Here is an 18,919-nt window from a genome sequence, read left to right as displayed (position 1 = left end):
GCCGTACTGGTTTAAAGTTAATCCACTATATTTCTTTGCCGCACACTATTTCACAATATCCGACAGCGGCCAGCGCGGTTTGACGTTGAACGCGCCCGCGGGCTGCCGCTCCTGCAACCTCATCGCGCCGGCGAAGGCAATCATCGCGCCGTTGTCGGTGCAGTATTCCATGGGTGGGAAGCAGACTTTGATTTTTTCTTCCTTAGGCTTGGGTTTGCCTTTTTCAGACGGCTTTTTGACGCTCAGGCGAGAAAATTCGTCGCGCAGCTTCCAGTTCGCACCGACGCCGCCCGCGACGACCAAAGTTCTGAAACCGGTATCCAACAAGGCTTTTTTGGCTTTGGCGGCGAGGACGTCAATCACCGCGTCTTGAAACGCGCGACAGATGTCGTTGCGCGTTTGCTCGGGAATTTCGCCTCCGTTTTCGGCGCGGACTTTTTCGACGGCGGTCAGCACGGCGGTTTTCAAACCGGAGAAGCTCATCTGCAAATCATGCGAATGGAGCATGGGGCGCGGGAACGCAAAGGCATCGGGTTTGCCCAGCTTCGCCAGTTCGGACAACTTCGCGCCGCCGGGATACGGCAAACCTAAGAGTTTGGCGGTTTTGTCGAACGCTTCACCTGCCGCGTCATCGACGCTTTCGCCCATCAACGTGTAGTCGCCGATGCCGCGCACCGCCATAAACTGTGTATGCCCGCCCGAAACCAGCAGGGCGACGAACGGAAATTCGGGTTTGTCGTCCGCCAAAAGCGGGGAGAGCAAATGGCCTTCGAGATGGTGGACGGGAATGACGGGTTTGTTCAAGGCAAACGCCAAGGCGTTGGCGTAGCCCGAACCCGCCAGAAGCGCGCCGCCCAAACCCGGCCCTTGGGTGTAGGCGACGGCATCGATGTCGTCATAGGAAACGCCCGCTTCCTGCAAACAGCCCTGCGTCAGCGGGACGACGCGGCGGATGTGGTCGCGGCTGGCAAGTTCGGGGACAACGCCGCCGTATTCGGCGTGCATCGCCATTTGGGTGTGAAGATGGTGCGCCAACAGGCCGCGTTCGGTGTCGTAAAGCGCAACGCCCGTTTCATCGCAGGATGATTCGATTCCGAGTACCAACATGGTTTGAGGTCGTCTGAAAATAAGGATGCGGTATTTTAACGGATTTCGGGCAGTGTTCGCAGTCCATTGCTTGTTCTCCATAACGAAAAGGTCGTCTGAAACCCAAAAATCAGGTTTCAGACGACCTTTTGTCAACGTTTCTATCAGAAGCGGTAATTCACGCCCAAGGCGAACTCGCGGCCGCGCTCGTAGAAGGGAGTGCGTCCGTTGCCGTCGGGGAAGCGTTGGCTGTGCGAACGGTATTGTTTGTTGCCGATGTTGTTGACGGCGAAGTTGACGTTCAGGTTGTCTTTTTTCAGCGGCTGCCAGTTGGCGTATATGTCGTGTACGCCGTAGCCTGATTTCTTGCCGTGTATCGTGCCTTGTCCGCGGGCGACGTCGGTGTATTTCACGCTTTGGGCGTAGCGGCCGCGCCAGCCGATTTCGAGTTTGGGGTTTTCAAACTGATAAGACAGGCCGGTCAGCCATTGGCGGCCGGTGTTCCAGAAGGTGAACGAGCTTTCGTGGTCTTCCGCTTGAATCGGGCTTTCGCCGTAGTACATTTCGCCGTTCAGACGCGGTTTGACGTAGGACACGCCGGCGCGTGCGGTCAGACCGCCCCAACGGTAGGATGCGTCAAGTTCGTAGCCGTAGGTTTTGAGCGTGCCGCCGTTGTAAATCTTGCCGCGTTCGGTGATGGAGGCGGTGTTGTTGTTGATTTTTGCCCAACGATAGACGATGAGGTCTTTGATGCGTTGGTGGAACACGCTGCCGCTGACGTTGAAGTTGTCGTTGCGCCATTTGAAGCCCAATTCGGCACGGCGGGCGGTTTCGGCTTTGAGGTTGCTGTCCAAATCGGCGGCGGCGCCCGCGCGTTCGTTAGCCAACAGGGCTTCGTTCAGGCGGGGCGCGCGGCTTGCCTGATTGAGGTTTGCCAAGAGGGAGAAGTTGTCATTGATGTCCCAAATCGCGCCGATGCTGGGGTTGAGCTGGCCATGCGACGCGCTTTGTTTGCTGGCGGCGTTGTATTTGAAATGGTCGTAACGCAGGCCGGTCGTCAGGGTAACGGGGTGCAGGTTCCAAATGCCTTCCGCGTACACGCCGTATTCGGCTTTCTTCTCTTTGTCGCGGTCATACAGGCCGAGAATCTTCAGCCATGCGCCTTTGTCGGACGGCTCGGAGGTTTCGTGGCGGTAGTTGACGCCGTATTTCACCATGTGTCCGTCGCCGAAGGAGCTGGCGAGGTTCAGATTCGCGCCGGTCGCTTTGATTTTGCTCAACTCAAGCTGACCGATGGGAACGCCGCCTTGAGCCGTGCCGGAAGCTTGGGCTTTCGGGGAAGGCGCGCCTTTAGGCGGCTTGGTGTCGTCGGTGTTGATTTGGAAGACGTTGGCGTCGATTTTGTCGAGGAAGCCGACGTTGCGGCCGCGGTATTCCAGATTGTAGGATTGCTCTTTTTGATAAGTGCCGTCCACGCCGACGTAGCTGTCAACGTTTTGGAACTCGGCTTTGTCGGTACGGTTGCCTTTTTGGTATTCCTGACGGTAGGTCAGGCGGATGCCGTGGTCGTCGTTGAAGTCGTAGCCGATTTTGGCGAGGTAGCTGTGTTGTTTCAGACGACTGCCGCGGTTGACATTGCCGTTGCCGTCTTTGTAGTCGCGGTTGTTGAGGAAGTTGCCTGCAAACAGGGCATCGAAGCCGTTTTGATAGCCGTAAACCGCCGCGTTGCCGGTTGAGCCTTTATTGCTGCTCAAGCCCGCGCCGAGTTTGAAACCGAAAGGTTTGCCGTCGGTCAGCAGGTCTTTTGCGTCAACCGTCGTTACGCGGATGGTACCGCCGACCGCGCCCAAGCCCGCACTCGCCGCGCCCGTGCCTTTTTCAACGTTGATGCTTTTTACCAAAGCGGGGTCAAGCTGGAAGCGGCTTTGGTGGTGGAAGATTTTGGTGGATTGGCTGGTGCCGTCCACTTCCAAATTAATCTTGTCTTCGCCGACGCCGCGGATGCTGTAAAACTGCGCCACGCCGTTGCCGCCGCCGACATCCATGCCGATTTGGTCTTTCATGACTTGTTTCAAATCGGTCGAAGTTTCGCGGTCAAGCTGGTTGCGGGTAACGCGGGTCGGTACGGCAGTACCGGTAACGACGACTTCTTTCAGTTCGGCAGTCGCTTCGGGGCGAACGTTGTCTGCATGGGCAAAACCTGAAGACAGTGCCAGCACCATGATGCTGAAACGGAAGGCGGGGGAATGGGGGGATTTCATGTTCTTCCTCTAGTTGAGTGATTAAGGGGTATTGCGTTAAAGCAAGAGTGTATATTCTAATATTTTTTGATAATGATTTGCAAACAATATACATTACTCCGAGAATATTAATCATATTTTCAGAGACCTACATTTGTTGATGCTCTTTAACCGAATGTGGCGGAAGCCGGATTTTCGGAAGGGCTGGCGATATTTTTGCTGTCGGCATCGCGTTGTTTGATGGCTTGGGCAGGGACGGCGGGGATGGGAAACCTGTGTTTTAGGAAGAGGGGGCTTGTTGTGATGCGGATATTTGGATGGAGGGATGGAACATAGAAAAAGGTCGTCTGAAAACGGATTTCAGACGACCTTTTGTGTGCTTAGTCTGCTTTGAGCAGCCTTTTATCCAATTGCGCCTGTATGAGCAGGCCGTGGGCGAAGTTGCGGCTGTCGGCGAGGATGAGTTTGCCGCCGTAGCGTTTGGCAATGGTGTCGGCGATGGAGAGTCCGAGTCCGGTGCCTTGCTGTTCCGTGCCGAGTATGCGGTAGAAGGCATCGGTTACGCGGCTGCGTTCGGCGGCGGGGATGCCGGGGCCGTCGTCTTCCACCCAGATGGTGAGGGTGGTCGGGGTCTCGCTGAAACCTATGTCGATGCGGCCGCCTGCGGGGGTGTAGCGGATGGCGTTGTCGGTGAAGGTTTTGATGAGGGTGTAGATTTCGGTGTCGTCGGCTCGGATGCGCAGGTCGTTTTCGACGGCGACGCCGATGTCTTGCTGTTTGTCGAGGGCGAGGGGCATGAGTTCTTGCAGCACGCGGCGGAACTGGGCTTGCAGGCTGATGTTGGTCAGGTTGCGTTGGGTCTCGGAGCCTTGGGCGCGGGCGTGGGTCAGGAGCTGCTCGAGCAGGTGGCGGTTGCGCTGTATGCTTTGGAGGATGAGTCCGGTCTGTTCGCGGGCTTCGTCCGATTGGGGCAGCTTGGTGAGCCGTTCTGCTTGAAGGGAGAGGGCAGTCAGGGGGCTGCGCAGTTCGTGGGCGGCATCGGCGATGAAGCGTTGCTGGCGGCGGATGTTTTCGCCTGTGCGTTGCAGCAGTTGGTTGATGGCGGTAACGAAGCCTTGTATTTCGCTGGGCACGCCTTCTCCGTCCAGCGGCGAGAGGTCATCTGAACGGCGTTTGCCGAGGGCGGCGGAAAGGGTTTTGACGGGGCGCATGGCGCGGTAGGTGATCCATACGGTCAGCAGGATCATGAGGGGCAGGGCGATGAGCAGCGGGAGGACGCTTTGGTAGGCGGCGGTGGCGGCGAGGTCGTCGCGGTATTCGGTTTCTTGGAGTACGGCGATTTTGCCTTGCGGGGTTTGGCGGATGTAGGCGCGGTATTCGTCGTCGTCATCATCGTCATCGTCGTCATCAACGCTGCCTTTGATGGTGTGGAATCCTTCGCCGAGTGTGTCGGACAAAGGGACGGTGTCTTCTTGTCCGAAGGTTTGGATGAGGATGTGGTTTTCGCTGCCTATTTGTGTGTAGTCGGTGGTTTTGGGGTTGATGTAGGCGGCGGTTTGGCGCAACAGGTCGTCCTGAAGCTCTTCGGCTTCATGGTAGGTTTGGTAATAGGAGAATGCGCCTGCGATGATGGACAAAGGCAGGAACATCAGTATCAGGGCGATGCTGATACGGACTTGCAGGGATTGTTTGAGGGTCTGGATGAAGTGATGCATAGTGTGTTTGGTGAGGCTGTTTTAGGTTTTGTTATAGTGGATTAACTTTAAACCAGTACGGCGTTACCTCGCCTTAGCTCAAAGAAAACGATTCTCTAAGGTGCTGAAGCACCAAGTGAATCGGTGCCGTACTATCTGTACTGTCTGCGGCTTCGGCCGCCTTGTCCTGATTTAAAGTTAATCCACTATATTGATTATGGCATGGCGGGCATGGATGCGCGGATTGGGGTTTCAGACGACCTCTTTGGCGACCAGCCAGCCTACGCCGCGTACGTTTTGGATGTGTTCTTTGCCGAGCTTTTTGCGTAGGGCGTGGATGAGGAAATCGACGGCGTTGCTCTCGACTTCTTCGCCCCAGCCGTAGGTTTTGTCTTCAAGGTCGCTGCGGGAGAGGATGATGCCGGGACGCATCATCAGGGCTTGGAGGACGGCAAATTCTTTGTTGCTCAGGAGGACGGGTTTGTCTTGTCCTTTGACTTCGACTTGGTAGGTGGCGGGGTTGAGGGTGAGCGCGCCGTTGGTTAATAGGGTTTGGCTGTGGCCGCTGTGGCGGCGCAGGACGGCGCGCATACGGGCTTGCAGCTCCGCCATGTCGAAGGGTTTGACGATGTAGTCGTCGGCGCCGCCGTCCAGTCCGTTGAGGCGGCTGTGGAGGTCGTCGCGGGCGGTAACGATGAGGACGGGGGTTTGGCTGCCTTCGTGTCGGATTTGGGTGAGGACGTCCAGCCCGTCTTTGCCGGGCAGTCCGAGGTCGAGCAGCAGCAAGTCGTAGTTCTGCGCCTGAAGGGCGGTAGAAACTTGGCTGCCGTTTTTGACCCAGTCGACGGCATAGCCGCTGTCTTTGAGGTTGGCGGCTACGGCTTGGGCAATCATGTTGTCGTCTTCTGCAAGCAATACGCGCATGGTGTTCTCCTTAATCAGCGGGAAGGATAGCAGGGGAAAATTAGGAAGGGTTTAGCGGGAGGTCGTCTGAAAGGGGCGGCTGGTTTTCAGACGACCTTTTGTTGCTTTTCCGTACTTGATTGGGTTTCCTTCGGCGTGGGTTCTGCCGGGTATGGTGGACATTTTCTTCTAAAGGAATACTGCGTTTGAATGGTCTGCCGATTTTGCCAAAAGGTCGTCTGAAAACCCCGATTCCGTTTTCAGACGACCTTTTGTCTTTACAGCAACACAATATCGTACTGTTCCTGCGTGTAAGCGGTTTCGACTGCCAGCGAAATCGGTTTGCCGATAAAGTCGATGAGCATCGCCAGCGATTGTGACTCTTCGTCGAGGAAGAGGTCGATGACGTTGGGCGCGGCGAGGATGCGGAAGGACTGCACGTCGTAACGGCGGGCTTCGCGGACGATTTCGCGCTGGATTTCGTAGCAGATGGTCTGCGGCGTTTTCAGACGACCCCTGCCTTGGCAGGACGGGCAGGGTTCGCAGAGGATTTGGCTGAGATTTTCGCGCGAACGTTTGCGCGTCAGCTCGACTAAACCTAAGCTGGTGAAGCCGTTGAGGGTGACGCGGGTGCGGTCGAAGGCGAGGGCTTTGGCAAGTTCTTGCAACACGGCTTCGCGGTGCGCTTCCTGCGCCATGTCGATGAAGTCGATGATGATGATGCCGCCAAGGTTGCGCAACCGTAATTCGCGGGCGATGGTGTGGCAGGCTTCGAGGTTGGTGCGGAAGATGGTTTCGTCGAAGTTGCGCGCGCCGACGAAGCCGCCGGTGTTCACGTCTATCGTGGTCATGGCTTCGGTGGACTCGATGATCAGGTAGCTGCCGAAGTTGAGGTTGACGCGCGGTTGTAGGGCGCGGCTGATTTCCTGCTCGACGTTATGGGTTTCAAACAGCGGGCGTTCTCCTTTGAACAACTCTATCCTGCCCAATGCGCCGTGAACGTATTGCTCAGCGAAGCGGGTCATGCGGCGGTGGTTTTCGGTTGAATCGACCAGGATTTTTTGCGTGTCGAGGCTGAACATATCGCGCAACACGCGCAGGCTCAAAGGCAAATCCTGATACAGCAGGGTTTCCGGCGGCTGGGTTTTCGCTTGTTCTTGAATGTGTTCCCACACTTTGGTCAGGTAGTGGATGTCGGACAGAAGCTGCTCGTCGGTGGCGTTTTCGGCGTTGGTGCGGATAATATAGCCGTGGCACGCGTCTTCTGGCAATAGATTAGTCAGGCGTTCGCGCAGGCTGTTGCGTTCGGCATCGTCCTCGATGCGCTGGGAAATGCCGATGTGGTCTTCCTGCGGAAGGTGGACGAGGAAACGCCCCGCTAACGAAATTTGAGTGGAAAGGCGCGCGCCTTTGGTGTTAATCGGGTCTTTGATGACCTGCACCAAAACCGACTGTCCTTCAAACAGCATGTGTTCGATGCGCTGGGTTTCGTCGGGGTTGCGGCGTTGTTCGAGAACATCGACGATGTGCAGAAACGCGGCGCGTTCCAAACCGATGTCGATGAACGCGCTCTGCATGCCGGGCAACACGCGGCGCACCACGCCCAGATAAATATTGCCGACCAGACTATGGCCGCTGTTGCGTTCGATGTGCAGCTCGCAGATATTGTTTTCTTCCAACACCGCCACGCGCGTTTCCTGCGGGGTGATGTTGACGAGCACGGTTTCGGGCGGACGGACGGCGTCCTTCGGGATGGGGATTCCTGAAAGCATGGTTTTAGTTCCTGATTTTAATAAGAAATATAGTAGATTAAATTTGAACCAGACTGATGTTGCCCAAACCCGGAAATAATCGGCTGATTGTGTTGCTGTTCTGACTCAAATTTAATCTACCACCCGCTTGCCGTCGGTTTTGTGGAAAACAAATGACAAAAGCGGTTCGGATTGTCGTTTATCATACTTTAAAAACGGCGTTTTGGCACATGGGCGGCAGGCAGCACTTACGCCCCGAAAACAAAGATTCAGGCAAAATAGCCGATTTCAAGTATTGTAAAATAAACCATATGCCCATATAGTGAACCCCATTAGAACTCTGAAAACAATCATGCAAACCGTTACGATGTATACAGGCGCATTCTGCCCCTACTGCACCATGGCTAAAAGGCTGCTGCATTCGCTGGGCGTCGCCGAAATCAACGAAATCCGCGTCGACCGCAGCCCCGAAGCCTTTGCCGAAATGCAGCAGCTTTCAGGCCAGCGCAGCATACCGCAAATTTTCATCGGCGATACTCATGTCGGCGGTTTTACCGATTTGTACGGCCTGCACCGCGAAGGCAGGCTGGATTCTTTATTAAACCCGTAACTTTAAACCCAACTAGGAAAACAAAATGAGCGAAGAATTGCAACCCGTATTCAGCATCGAACGCCTGTTCGTCAAAGACCTGTCTTTGGAAGTGCCCAACGCCCCCCAAATCTTTTTGGAACAAGGCGAGCCTGAAGTCGATATGCGCGTTTCCACCAACAGCGAGAAGCTGGAAGACGGCTACTACAACGTTGACGTAACCGTTACCGTAACCGCCAAACTCAACGCCGAACGCACCATGTTCCTCAACGAAGTGACCCAAAGCGGCATCTTCCGTCTGGAAAACATCCCTGAAGAAGACGTTCAACTGCTCTTAGGCGTAGCCTGCCCGAACATCCTCTTCCCTTACGCTCGCGAAGCCATTTCCACCAGCGTAACCCGCGCCGGCTTCCCGCCCGTACTGCTTGCTCCGATCAACTTCGAAGCTATGTACCAGCAACAACAAGAAGGCAACGCATAATCCGCGTTCCCTGTATGTCAAAAGGTCGTCTGAAAAATGTTTCAGACGACCTTTTTGTATGGCGGATGCCAATAACACGATGCTTTGTTTGCCCGTTATAGTGGATTAACTTTAAACCAGTACGGCATTACCTCGCCTTAGCTCAAAGAAAACGATTCTCTAAGGTGCTGAAGCACCAAGTGAATCGGTGCCGTACTATCTGTACTGTCTGACGGCTTCGGCCGCCTTGTCCTGATTTAAAGTTAATCCACTATATTTGCGTTTGAGGCGGAGTGGGGTGGTTGATGGGTATTTTCTGTTTTGTTCACCGTAAACCCTTGTGGGTGTGATGAAGCGGATGAACAAAAAAAGGAGGCAATCCCCCACAGGATTGCCCCAATACCTCAAATCAGAGATTTACGCTTCACAAACAATACAGGCTTTCGCCTGCGGCTTTACCTGCACGGCTCAACTCCGTGCGGGTAAACTTTTGTTCCGAGGGAGTGAGTCTCGAAACATCCACTTGCAAGCTGGAAGCTTGCAGTAGGAAACCGGAGTATCAAATCTTACCGGTACGGCTGTAATTTGATGTAACGAAATTTACGCGAAAAATTTGGGTTTGCCAAGTGGTTTACATTATTTTTTTATGTAAAATGTATATTTATAATATTCCAATATTTATAAAAAATCCAAAATATAATTCTATTAATTTTAAATTTTTATAAATATTAAAATTATATTTTTATAAATTTGGCATTATATTCTTTAAAAAATGGTTGGTTCAATTGATTTTTTAAAAATGTTATTTTATAACGCTTTGATTTTAAATTAAATTAAATTTAATATGTTAATCAAAATTTTGCATCATATTTATGTTTTACGGGAAATACGCCGGTTTTTTCCTCTGTTGCCCGTTTAATGGGGCTGAATATCCATTTTATCCAAAGAGTTAATGTGAAAAATTCTCAATTGAAGATTTGTTACTATCGTTGTTAATTTTCGATTTAATAGAAATGATAAAAGCCCGAATATGACGGGCTTTGCTTTTTGTTGTAACTGTATGTAATTCAATAAAATCCCTGTTCGCCTTCGGGACGGGTTTTGAAGCGTTTGTGCAGCCAGAAATATTGCTCGGGATTTTCCCTTGCCCGCGCTTCGATAAAGTCGTTCATGCGTTGGGTGTCGGCTACAACGTCGTCTGAAGGGAAGTTTTCCCATGCCGGATAGAAACGCAGCGTAACGGTGTTGTCGGCATTGCGCGTAGGGATGGCGGGGATGACTTTGGCTTTCGTCATGCCGGCGATGCGGCTTAAGCCTGTAATCGTGGCGGTGGGGATGCCGAAGAAGTTGACGAAGATGGAGTCGTTGCGGCCGAAATCTTGGTCGGGCAGATAAAGGAAGGGGGCGTCGCTTTTGCGCAGTTGCTTGATAATCGCGCGCAGGCCTTCGGTGCGACCGATGAGGAAGACGTTGTTGTAGCGGTGGCGGCCTTTGAGGATTTGTTCGTCCAACGCTTTGTTTTTTTGGTGTGAATACATGCTGGTCAGCGGCACGTCCTGATTGAGGGTGTAAACCGCCATTTCAAATGCGGTGAAATGCGGATAAAGCAGGATGACTTTTTCGCCCGCCGCGAGTGCGTCGTCAAGATGGTGTTTGTCTTGATAATGCACAAATTTGCGCAGCCTTTCGGCAGGCGCGTACCAATACAGGCCGTATTCGAGCATCAGCTTTGCCATGTGCTGAAAATGGCGTTTGAGCACGGCTTTGCGTTTGTCTTTACTCCATTCGGGAAAGCATTTTCTGAGGTTGGTCTCGCCGACTTTGCGGCGCGGTTTGACGGCGTAATAGGCAAGGATGCCCACTGCGTTGGCAATTTTGTGTATGGCTTTGAAGGGCAGGAGCTGGATGAGGTAGAGGAGGAAAAAGGCGGCTTTCATGTCGTCTGTTGAGGAATGGGGCGGGAAAAAGGGAATTATAACGGAAAGGGCTGTTTTTCAGGCGGATTGAGGTGGGGAAGAGGGAAGGAACGGCGGCATTTTTGAAACCGGTGTTTTCAGGAGATGCAGCCTGTCTGCGGGCATGGTTTCAAATTTTCCTGCGGATGGGCAGGGTTTGTTATTTGAAAAAACGGCCGCAGCAGGCTTTGAATTTTTTGTGCGAACCGCAGATGCAATCTTGTTTCATGCCGGGTAAGGGTGTGGTCGGGTCGATGAAATACCAGCGATTGCCGATTTTGACGAAGGCGGATAATTCATGATGGCACGCTGTTTCCTGACCGTCTTGAAAATAGGCTTTGAATTCGACTTGGGCATGTTGTTTGCCGACATTGGCGTGTTGTATGACTTCCAAACCCAGCCAATGGGTCGTCTGACTCCATGCCAGCATATCGGCTTGGTCGAGCAGGTGTTGCTGGGAAGGGACAGTCGTTTCAACGATATAGGCGATATCGTGCAAAACATAGGCGCTGTATCTGGAACGCATCAGCTGTTCGGCGGTTTGCGGCAGGTTTTCGTGGCAGTGGAACGGTGCGCAACAGTCGTTGTAGGTTTGTCCTGAAGAGCAGGGGCAGGTCTGGGGAGCGGTCATTTTGGTTTGGAGCGGATAGTGTTTGGGAAAGGTTTGCGGTTTGGCTGTCGGGGATTCAATCGACTAATTTTTTGCCTAAGATGACAACATCGGCTTGCTGCGTTCCTAAGTCGCATACGGCGGGCAATCGCCCCCATTCCGTAAAGCCGAACTGGTGAAACAGGTGCAGGCTGGGGTAGTTGTGTCCGAAGATGACTGCCAATATGTTTTTAATGCCCAAGGACGGTGCGCGTTCGAGCACATTTTGCAGCAGGATTTTGCCTACGCCGATACCGCGCGCGTCATGGCGGACATAGAGGCTGATTTCTGCGCTGATGTGATAGGCATGACGCGGGTAGTAGTCGCTGAGGCTGCACCACGCCAAAACCGTACCTTCGTGATTTTTCAATACATACAGAGGCCGCTTGCCGCCGTGCGCGTCGAACCATGGTTCGCGTTCGGCAATGCTGACAGGCGTCAGGTCGGCAGTGGATTGGCGGGCGGCTATGGTGCTGTTGTAAATCTCGACAATGTCGGGCAAGTCGGTTTTGGCGGCTTCGGTGATGGTGTATTGCATTCAGACGACCTTAACAGGCTATTGAATCAGTTTGGAAACGGTTTTGAAGGTGGGGTGGCGCGCGTCGCCCAACAATTGGAACAAAATGCTTTCCACATTGGAAACGGTGGCGCGGGCTTCGCGCATTTGCGCCAGACCGTTTTCTTTGTTTGCGGGGGAACGGGATGTCGTGCATTCAAAGGGGACGTAAACATTGAAACCTTCCAAGCGCAAATCCAATACGGTTTGCAACATACAAATATGGGTTTCTGCACCGATTAAGATGATGTTTTGAACGGCTGCCTGCGTCAGAATCGCGTGCGTTTCGGGGGAGAAGGCGGAGAAACGGGTTTTTTCGATAAAAGGCGTGGTTTCGGGCAGCAGCAGCGAGACGGCGGGAACCGTTTTGCCTAAGCCTTTCGGATATTGCTCGGTCACGGCAAACGGGACGCCTAAGGCGTGAAGCCCCTGTATCAGGATACGGCTGTGGTGCAGCATATCGTCTTTGTCGTGCAGGGCGGGGAGGAGGCGTTCTTGGATGTCGATAATCAGACACAGGGTGTTTTCGGGATTCATAAATATTCCTTTCGCGCCAAGTGGAGGGTGTATTCCATTATAGCGAAAGCCGGTGTGTCTGTAATGGCTGCGGTTTTGATGGGCGCGTTTTCATTTTGCGCAGGATGGTAAAGCCCCGGATGGCGAGGTGCGGCTTCGGTTTGAAGCGCATCTGCCGTTAAAAACGTATACGGTCGGCATGGGAAGTTTGAATCTGATTTCACATTTTTCAGACGACCCTTTGCATGAATTTTCTTTCTTAATTCAAACCCAAACGCTTAGGACGGTAGAATTCGCCTTGCACTAACCCTTCCCGCCTGCTTGTGCAGAAGGGATGTCATATAAGGAGCATTTCATAATGAAGAAAATTCTGATTTTGTCTTTACTCGCACTGCCTGCGTTGGCTGCGGCGGAAGTTCATTTTTACGGCGATTTGAAAGCCGGAGTGGAAGCTTCCAGCACCCAATACGGCAGCCACAGAATTTCCAATAACGGCGTAAGCGACATGGGCAGCTATGTCGGTATGCGCGGTTCGCATCCTATCGGCGGCAGCAATGATGTATTGTGGCAGGTCGAACAAGATACGCCCTTGGGTTCGAAAACCGGTGTCAAAGACACTTGGCGCAGCCGCAACCAAGGCAGCGGAGAAACTTATATCGGCTTCGGGCGTTAAAAGAAATAAGGTTCTATCCTGGTTAAGATAAGCAAAAGGTCGTCTGAAAACGTTTCGCATGGGTGCGGATGTTTTCAGACGACCTTTTTGTCTATATTTAGGGGCGCGTTTGTATTCGCACTGACTCGTCATGGGAAGATTGGTACAGTGTGTGACCGATACCCCGCTATCACTGGTTTTGACGGCAGAAGCGGAGCTTGCAAACCAATCTTTTGATTAAACGCTTTATTTAGCCTGAGCGTTTTTCTGTTCTTGGATAATCCATTTGGCCAAATCCGTACCCAAAACTTTGGCAGTCCGGTTCAGGACGGAACAAGAACCTTTAAAACCGCCAAACATGCCGCCCATAGAATTGCGGGAGAATGTGGTTTTTTTGACTTGTTTGCCGTCAATATACAAAGTCACAGAAACAGCCATTCCCTTGGCGTGTCCCACAAAGGCATTGCCTGCGCTCATGGCGGAAGTGATGGCGATGTCTGCGTAAGTGTCTTGTTTCAGACCATCGCGCACGACGGTTACCCCGCTTTTTGCCGCGCTTTCCCGCAAGGATTCGGACATGATGCTGCCGACTTCTAAACACTTGGATACGATGCGGTTATCAATCTCTTCTTTATCGCGATAGGGGATGCTTTCATCAATGTGAACATCGGCACCGGCGAATGCGGAAGCGGACAAGAAGGCGGCAATGAGGAAGCGTTTGGCGGACATGATGGGTACCCAAGATGAAATGTTAAAAAGAGTGAATATTCTATAATGTTATTTTTACTTAATCAATATAGATTGAATGGGTAAATCGATGGAATGCCGGGCCGGAAGTTTTGCTGAAATTTAGGTATGCTTTTTTGCTTGTAGATCAGAAAAAAATATAGTGGATTAAATTTAAACCAGTACGGCGTTACCTCGCCTTAGCTCAAAGAAAACGATTCTCTAAGGTGCTGAAGCACCAAGTGAATCGGTTCCGTACTATCTGTACTGCTCTGCGGCTTCGGCGCCTTGTCCTGATTTAAATTTAATCCACTATAACGGCTGCCCGAGTGGCTTCCAAAACTTTTTGAAACTGCTTGAGAAGGCATTTATGGGGTATTGGGGCGGTGGGTTTGCTGTTTTTGGCGCAGTGCCGTAATCTGCTCTTTGAACTATATTATAATGCGCTGATTGTTTTTATTAGATTAATCTGACATGACCGCTTATACGCAACAGCTCGACCAAAAAATCCAATACTTGCAACAGCTTTTCCAAGGTCTCGATTTCCCTGAAATCGAAGTCTTCGAATCTCCCGAACAGCATTATCGGATGCGCGCCGAATTCCGCATCTGGCACGAAGGTGGCGAAATGTTTTACGCCATGTTCGAGCGCGGGCAGAAAGCAAGCGGCGCAAGCCTGATACGTTGCGACCAATTTCCCGCCGCCTCCGAATCCATCAACACCTTGATGCCCAAGCTCATCGAAGCCGCCGCGCAAAATCCCGAACTCAAAAACCGCTGGTACGCCGTAGAATTTTTGTCTGCACTGAGCGGCGAGATGCTCGTTACCATGATTTACCACAAAAAACTGGGCGAAGCGTGGCAGAGTGCTGCCGAAACCTTGGCGCGTGAATTGGGCATCCATATCATCGGTCGGAGTAGGGGGCAGAAAATCGTTTTGACTCAAGACTATATCACCGAAGAGCTGAACGTAAACGGTAAAAACTTCCGCTACCGCCAAGTCGAAGGCAGCTTTACCCAGCCCAACGCCCGCGTGTGCGAAAAAATGCTCGGCTGGGCGTGTGATGTCGCGCAAAACCTCGGCGGCGATTTGCTCGAACTTTATTGCGGGAACGGCAATTTTACCCTGCCTCTCTCGCAGCATTTCCGTCAGGTGTTAGCGACCGAAGTGTCCAAAACTTCCGTTTACGCCGCGCAATGGAACATCGAAGCGAATCAACGGGACAACATCAAAATCGCCCGCCTCTCCGCTGAAGAATTTACCGAAGCCTACACGCAAAGCCGCGAATTCCGTCGCCTGCAAGAACAGGGTATCTCGTTGAAAGAGTATGATTTTTCCACGATTTTTGTCGATCCGCCCCGAGCCGGCGTCGATGATGAAACGCTGAAGCTGGTTTCCCAGTTTGACAACATTATCTATATTTCCTGCAATCCCGAAACCCTGCGCGCGAACCTCGACACTCTCTGCCAAACCCATACTGTCGAACGCGCCGCGTTGTTTGACCAGTTCCCGTTTACGCACCATATCGAAAGCGGTGTTTATTTGAAGAAGAAATAAAGAAGCAGATTTGAAGAAGGTCGTCTGAAAGTTTTCAGACGACCTTTCGTTTTACAGAATCTTCAGCAATGCCGAAGGCGCTGCGATGCGGTGGTCGAACGGCCATGTTTCGGTTTGGTCTTCGGCGGCGATATAGCCCCAGTCGGCAAGTACGGTTTTCATACCCGCGTTGCGTCCGGCCTGCATGTCGCGTTCGGCGTCGCCGACGTAAACCGTGTGTTGCGGATCGGCGTGGATTTGTTCGCACGCATACAGCATGGGTTTGACGCTGGGTTTGGATTCGCCGCAGGTGTCGCCGCTGACGACGATGGCGGGCGGGATGACGAAGCCGAGTTTGGGGACAAGTTTGTCGGTGAAGCGCATGGGTTTGTTGGTGATGATGCCCCATTTGATGCCGCGTCTGTCGAGTTCGGCAATCATTTCGTTCACGCCGTCGAACAGTGTGGTTTTGTCGGCATAGCAAAGGCTGTATGCTTCAAGGCATTCTTGCCGCCATGCTGCGAAATCAGGATGTTCGGCAGTTATGCCGACGCCGATTTTCAACAGGCCGGCTACGCCGTGGCTGGCATACGGGCGGATTTCCTCGATGCTTTTTTCGGGCAGGTTGTGGCGGCGCAATACGGTGTTGAGTGCGCCGCCGAGGTCTAGGGCGGTGTCGGCGAGCGTGCCGTCGAGGTCGAACAATACGGCTTGTATCATGTGTTTTCCTTTGGTTTTTCGATGAGGTCGTCTGAGAAGGGTTTCAGACGACCTTTGGGTTTAGTGGTGGTGATGGTGCGCGCCGTCGGTTTCGTTGGCACACAAGACGCTGTCGGGATGCGGATGGTGTTCGCTTTCGATTTGGATGGTGCAGTGTCCGATGTTTTTGTGGGACAACTCGTGTTCGATGCGGTAGGCGATTTGTTCGGATTCGGCAACGGTCATGCTGCCGTCCACGACGATGTGGCAGGATAGGACGTTGATATTGCTGGTAATCGTCCAGACGTGTAAGTCGTGGACGGATTTGACGCCGTCGGTGTTGCGGATAACGGCGAGCAGGTCGTCGGTGTGGATGTTTTCGGGCGCGCCTTCCATGAGGATGTGCAGCGTTTGTTTGAGCAGCCCCCAGCCGCTGCGTCCAACCAGCGCGGCAACAAACACGCTGGCGAGCGGATCCGCCCATTTCCAGCCGAACGCCATCATGAGCACGGCGGCGGTAATCGCGCCGATTGAGCCGAGAAGATCGCTTAAAACGTGCAGATACGCGCCGCGCATGTTGACGTTGGCTTCGGTGTCGCTGTTTTTCAGCATGTAAACCGCCACGCCGATGTTGACCAGCAGCCCGATAACGCTGATGACGAGCATCCCCAGCGTGGCGATTTCGGGCGGATAAAGCAGGCGTTTGACGGCTTCGTAGAAAATCAGCACGGCGATGACCACCAGCGACAAGCCGTTGAACATGGCGGTGAGGATTTCAAAACGTTTGTAGCCGAAGGTCTTTTGCAGCGTGGTTTCTTTTTCGCCGAGTTTGAACGCCCACAACGCCACACCCAAGGAAAATGCGTCGCTGAACATATGCCCCGCGTCGGAAAGCAGCGCGAGCGAGTGGGTCAGCCAGCCGCCGACCGCCTCCAGCAGCATAAAGGCGGCGATGATGATGAACGACACGCGCAATACTTTTTTGTTGGCGGTATGCGTGTGGGCGTGTGCGTGATGATGGTGTTCGTGATGGTGAGACATAACGTTCCTCAACAGAGGTCGTCTGAAAATCCGGATTCAGGGTTTTCAGACGACCTTTTTGCCTTGTTTCAAACCCTGCTCGAAATCTTCCAACATATCCAATTCGAAGCGGCTGAAGCCTGCTTTTTCGCGCGCTTCGATGTTCACATAGCCGCGGAAGATAAACATATCGTAACGGGCAATCAGGCTGCGGAACAGGGCGACAGGTTCCAAACCGCGTTCGCGGCAGAGGTGTTGATACCAATGGTTGCCGATGGCGACATGGCCCACTTCGTCGCGGTAAATGATGTCCAACACGCCGCAGGTTTCCGAATCGCCGCGCTGTTCCACCTTCGCGCGTATCCCCGGCGTAACGTCCAGCCCGCGCGCTTCCAATACGCGCGGCACCAACGCCATACGCAACAGCGGGTCGTAGGCGGTTTTATACGCCATGTCCCACAAATGGTTGTGCGCCTCGAAATCGCCGTAATCAAAGCCGAAAGCGCGCAGCCTTTCGCGCATCAGGCGGAAGTGGTACACCTCTTCCTTCGCCACCCGCATCCAGTCGCGCACAAACTGAAACGGCAGCGTACGGAAACGGTATGCCGCGTCCAAAGCCAGATTGATGGCGTTGAACTCGATATGCGCAATCGCGTGCAGCATCGCCGCATAGCCTTCGGCCGTGTTCATCTTGCGCGGCGTCAGTTGCGACGGCGCAACCAAAACAGGCTTCGGCGGCCGTCCCGCGTGGCGGAAGTCCAGCGGCGCGGTGTTTGCTTCAGCACCGTCCATGTTTTGAACGGCGGCAAACGCCTCGTCCGTCAGCCGTCCTTTTTCATTGGGGTCGTCTGAAAGCAGGGCAAGTTCCAGCAAAGCATAGATATCAGGTTTCATTCCAAGTCTGCCGTTTTTCGGAAAACAAACATTATAGCGTTTAAAAAAAACAATATAAGGAATATAATCTTTACAATTTGGCGTTGTGCGTCAAAAACCATTAAATACCACAGTTTGCGCAGTCGGCATACATTAAAGAATTGTGAAACCCGATTGTCTTTTCCGCAGGAAAAAATCCCGCAGCTTCAAAAAATTAGCCCTCGGGAAACACTGTTTGCAAAATGTAAACCGCCCATAGGCGGCTTGCATTGTTATTTTGTAACATCGATACTGGGCGCCACACCCCTTCCAACAAGGAAAAATAATGATGAAACAACACAACCTGTTCAAATTCCTCGCCGCTTCCGCCTTGACCGCGACCATCGGTTTCGCACAGGCAGGCGCAGTGGATGCACTCAAGAAATTCAACAACGACGCCGACGGTATCAGCGGCAGCTTCACCCAAACCGTCCAAGGCAAAAAGAAAACCCAAACCGCACACGGCACTTTCAAAATCCTGCGTCCGGGCCTATTCAAATGGGAATACACCAAACCCTACAAACAAACCATCGTAGGCGACGGTCAAACCATTTGGCTCTATGACGTTGATTTGGCACAAGTGACCAAGTCCGCCCAAGACCAAACCATCGGCGACAGCCCCGCCGCCATCCTCTCCAACAAAAACGCCCTCGACAGCAGCTACTCCCTCAAAGAAGACGGCTCGTCCAACGGCATCGACTACGTCTTGGCAACGCCTAAGAAAAACAACGCCGGCTACCAATACATCCGCATCGGCTTCAAAGGCGACAACCTCGCCGCCATGCAGTTGAAAGACAGCTTCGGCAACCAAACCTCCATCAGCTTCGGCGGCTTGAACACCAAGCCCAACCTCTCACGCGGCGCATTCAAGTTCACCCCGCCCAAAGGCGTGGATGTGTTGAGTAACTGATGGTTTGATCATAAAAAGGTCGTCTGAAAGGTTGAACTGCACCCCAAAAGTTGGACACATCCCCT

At 52.9% G+C, this 18,919-nt stretch carries 18 protein-coding genes; 5 read left to right on the top strand and 13 right to left on the bottom strand.

Annotated features, from left to right (window positions below; all coding sequences use genetic code 11):
• Positions 1–45: 45 nt before the first annotated feature.
• The 5 genes from tsaD to rng all read right to left on the bottom strand — a co-directional run bounded on the left by tsaD (position 46) and on the right by rng (position 7,695).
• Positions 46–1,107, bottom strand: coding sequence for a tRNA (adenosine(37)-N6)-threonylcarbamoyltransferase complex transferase subunit TsaD (tsaD, locus tag HMPREF3277_RS04985; protein WP_070774293.1), 1,062 nt, complete (start codon positions 1,105–1,107; stop codon positions 46–48).
• Between the two features lie 143 nt (positions 1,108–1,250).
• Positions 1,251–3,347 carry a TonB-dependent receptor plug domain-containing protein gene (locus HMPREF3277_RS04980; protein ID WP_070870216.1) on the bottom strand — a complete coding sequence of 699 codons (2,097 nt, stop codon included), beginning with the start codon at positions 3,345–3,347 and terminating at the stop codon, positions 1,251–1,253.
• Positions 3,348–3,706: 359 nt separating this feature from the next.
• On the bottom strand, positions 3,707–5,041 hold the full coding sequence (locus HMPREF3277_RS04975) for an ATP-binding protein (protein WP_070870215.1): 1,335 nt from the start codon (positions 5,039–5,041) through the stop codon (positions 3,707–3,709).
• Between the two features lie 231 nt (positions 5,042–5,272).
• Positions 5,273–5,944 (bottom strand): response regulator, encoded by a 672-nt coding sequence (locus HMPREF3277_RS04970; RefSeq protein ID WP_070870214.1) that lies wholly within the window; start codon positions 5,942–5,944, stop codon positions 5,273–5,275.
• A gap of 257 nt (positions 5,945–6,201) precedes the next feature.
• Positions 6,202–7,695 carry a ribonuclease G gene (rng, locus tag HMPREF3277_RS04965; RefSeq protein ID WP_070870213.1) on the bottom strand — a complete coding sequence of 498 codons (1,494 nt, stop codon included), beginning with the start codon at positions 7,693–7,695 and terminating at the stop codon, positions 6,202–6,204.
• A gap of 331 nt (positions 7,696–8,026) precedes the next feature.
• Here rng and grxC point away from each other — a divergent pair, with 331 nt between their 5' ends.
• On the top strand, positions 8,027–8,284 hold the full coding sequence (gene grxC / locus HMPREF3277_RS04960; RefSeq protein ID WP_070870212.1) for a glutaredoxin 3: 258 nt from the start codon (positions 8,027–8,029) through the stop codon (positions 8,282–8,284).
• A gap of 25 nt (positions 8,285–8,309) precedes the next feature.
• Positions 8,310–8,744: a protein-export chaperone SecB gene (gene secB, locus HMPREF3277_RS04955; protein WP_003755109.1), complete on the top strand. Its 435-nt coding sequence runs from the start codon at positions 8,310–8,312 to the stop codon at positions 8,742–8,744.
• 1,046 nt (positions 8,745–9,790) lie between these two features.
• On the opposite strand, the gene HMPREF3277_RS04950 is transcribed toward secB, so the two are convergent.
• The 4 genes from HMPREF3277_RS04950 to HMPREF3277_RS04935 form a co-directional block, all read right to left on the bottom strand.
• Complete coding sequence (locus HMPREF3277_RS04950; RefSeq protein WP_070870211.1) at positions 9,791–10,660, bottom strand: lipid A biosynthesis lauroyl acyltransferase; 870 nt, start codon at positions 10,658–10,660, stop codon at positions 9,791–9,793.
• Between the two features lie 178 nt (positions 10,661–10,838).
• The gene (locus HMPREF3277_RS04945; RefSeq protein WP_070870210.1) at positions 10,839–11,309 is read right to left on the bottom strand and encodes a YchJ family protein; all 471 of its coding nucleotides are present in this window, start codon (positions 11,307–11,309) and stop codon (positions 10,839–10,841) included.
• 55 nt (positions 11,310–11,364) lie between these two features.
• Positions 11,365–11,865, bottom strand: coding sequence for a GNAT family N-acetyltransferase (locus HMPREF3277_RS04940; protein WP_003755120.1), 501 nt, complete (start codon positions 11,863–11,865; stop codon positions 11,365–11,367).
• An 18-nt stretch (positions 11,866–11,883) separates the two neighbouring features.
• The gene (locus HMPREF3277_RS04935; protein ID WP_070870209.1) at positions 11,884–12,420 is read right to left on the bottom strand and encodes an isochorismatase family protein; all 537 of its coding nucleotides are present in this window, start codon (positions 12,418–12,420) and stop codon (positions 11,884–11,886) included.
• A gap of 337 nt (positions 12,421–12,757) precedes the next feature.
• Here HMPREF3277_RS04935 and HMPREF3277_RS04930 point away from each other — a divergent pair, with 337 nt between their 5' ends.
• A complete protein-coding gene (locus HMPREF3277_RS04930; RefSeq protein WP_070870208.1) occupies positions 12,758–13,072 on the top strand; it encodes a porin in 315 nt (104 codons plus the stop codon).
• Between the two features lie 225 nt (positions 13,073–13,297).
• Here HMPREF3277_RS04930 and HMPREF3277_RS04925 read toward each other — a convergent pair whose 3' ends face one another.
• The gene (locus HMPREF3277_RS04925; RefSeq protein WP_070870207.1) at positions 13,298–13,780 is read right to left on the bottom strand and encodes a hypothetical protein; all 483 of its coding nucleotides are present in this window, start codon (positions 13,778–13,780) and stop codon (positions 13,298–13,300) included.
• Between the two features lie 471 nt (positions 13,781–14,251).
• Here HMPREF3277_RS04925 and trmA point away from each other — a divergent pair, with 471 nt between their 5' ends.
• Entirely contained in the window at positions 14,252–15,334 is a 1,083-nt protein-coding gene (trmA, locus tag HMPREF3277_RS04920; RefSeq protein WP_070870206.1) for a tRNA (uridine(54)-C5)-methyltransferase TrmA, read from the top strand.
• A 51-nt stretch (positions 15,335–15,385) separates the two neighbouring features.
• On the opposite strand, the gene HMPREF3277_RS04915 is transcribed toward trmA, so the two are convergent.
• From HMPREF3277_RS04915 to HMPREF3277_RS04905, 3 genes are read right to left on the bottom strand one after another with little or no spacing between them, the layout of a single operon-like run.
• The gene (locus HMPREF3277_RS04915; protein ID WP_070870205.1) at positions 15,386–16,033 is read right to left on the bottom strand and encodes an HAD family hydrolase; all 648 of its coding nucleotides are present in this window, start codon (positions 16,031–16,033) and stop codon (positions 15,386–15,388) included.
• Positions 16,034–16,093: 60 nt separating this feature from the next.
• Positions 16,094–17,053 carry a cation diffusion facilitator family transporter gene (locus tag HMPREF3277_RS04910; RefSeq protein WP_070870204.1) on the bottom strand — a complete coding sequence of 320 codons (960 nt, stop codon included), beginning with the start codon at positions 17,051–17,053 and terminating at the stop codon, positions 16,094–16,096.
• Positions 17,054–17,098: 45 nt separating this feature from the next.
• Positions 17,099–17,926 (bottom strand): ferritin-like domain-containing protein, encoded by an 828-nt coding sequence (locus tag HMPREF3277_RS04905; RefSeq protein WP_070870203.1) that lies wholly within the window; start codon positions 17,924–17,926, stop codon positions 17,099–17,101.
• A 304-nt stretch (positions 17,927–18,230) separates the two neighbouring features.
• On the opposite strand from HMPREF3277_RS04905, the gene lolA reads away from it, so the two are divergent.
• The gene (gene lolA / locus HMPREF3277_RS04900) at positions 18,231–18,854 is read left to right on the top strand and encodes an outer membrane lipoprotein periplasmic chaperone LolA (protein ID WP_003768722.1); all 624 of its coding nucleotides are present in this window, start codon (positions 18,231–18,233) and stop codon (positions 18,852–18,854) included.
• The last annotated feature ends 65 nt before the right edge of the window (positions 18,855–18,919 follow it).

It is taken from the genome of Neisseria sp. HMSC70E02, from assembly GCF_001838645.1.
In the GTDB taxonomy this organism is placed as follows: Bacteria; Pseudomonadota; Gammaproteobacteria; order Burkholderiales; family Neisseriaceae; genus Neisseria; species Neisseria macacae.
Note: the sequence above shows the minus strand (reverse complement) of the source record. Positions and strands in the feature narration are given on the sequence as shown.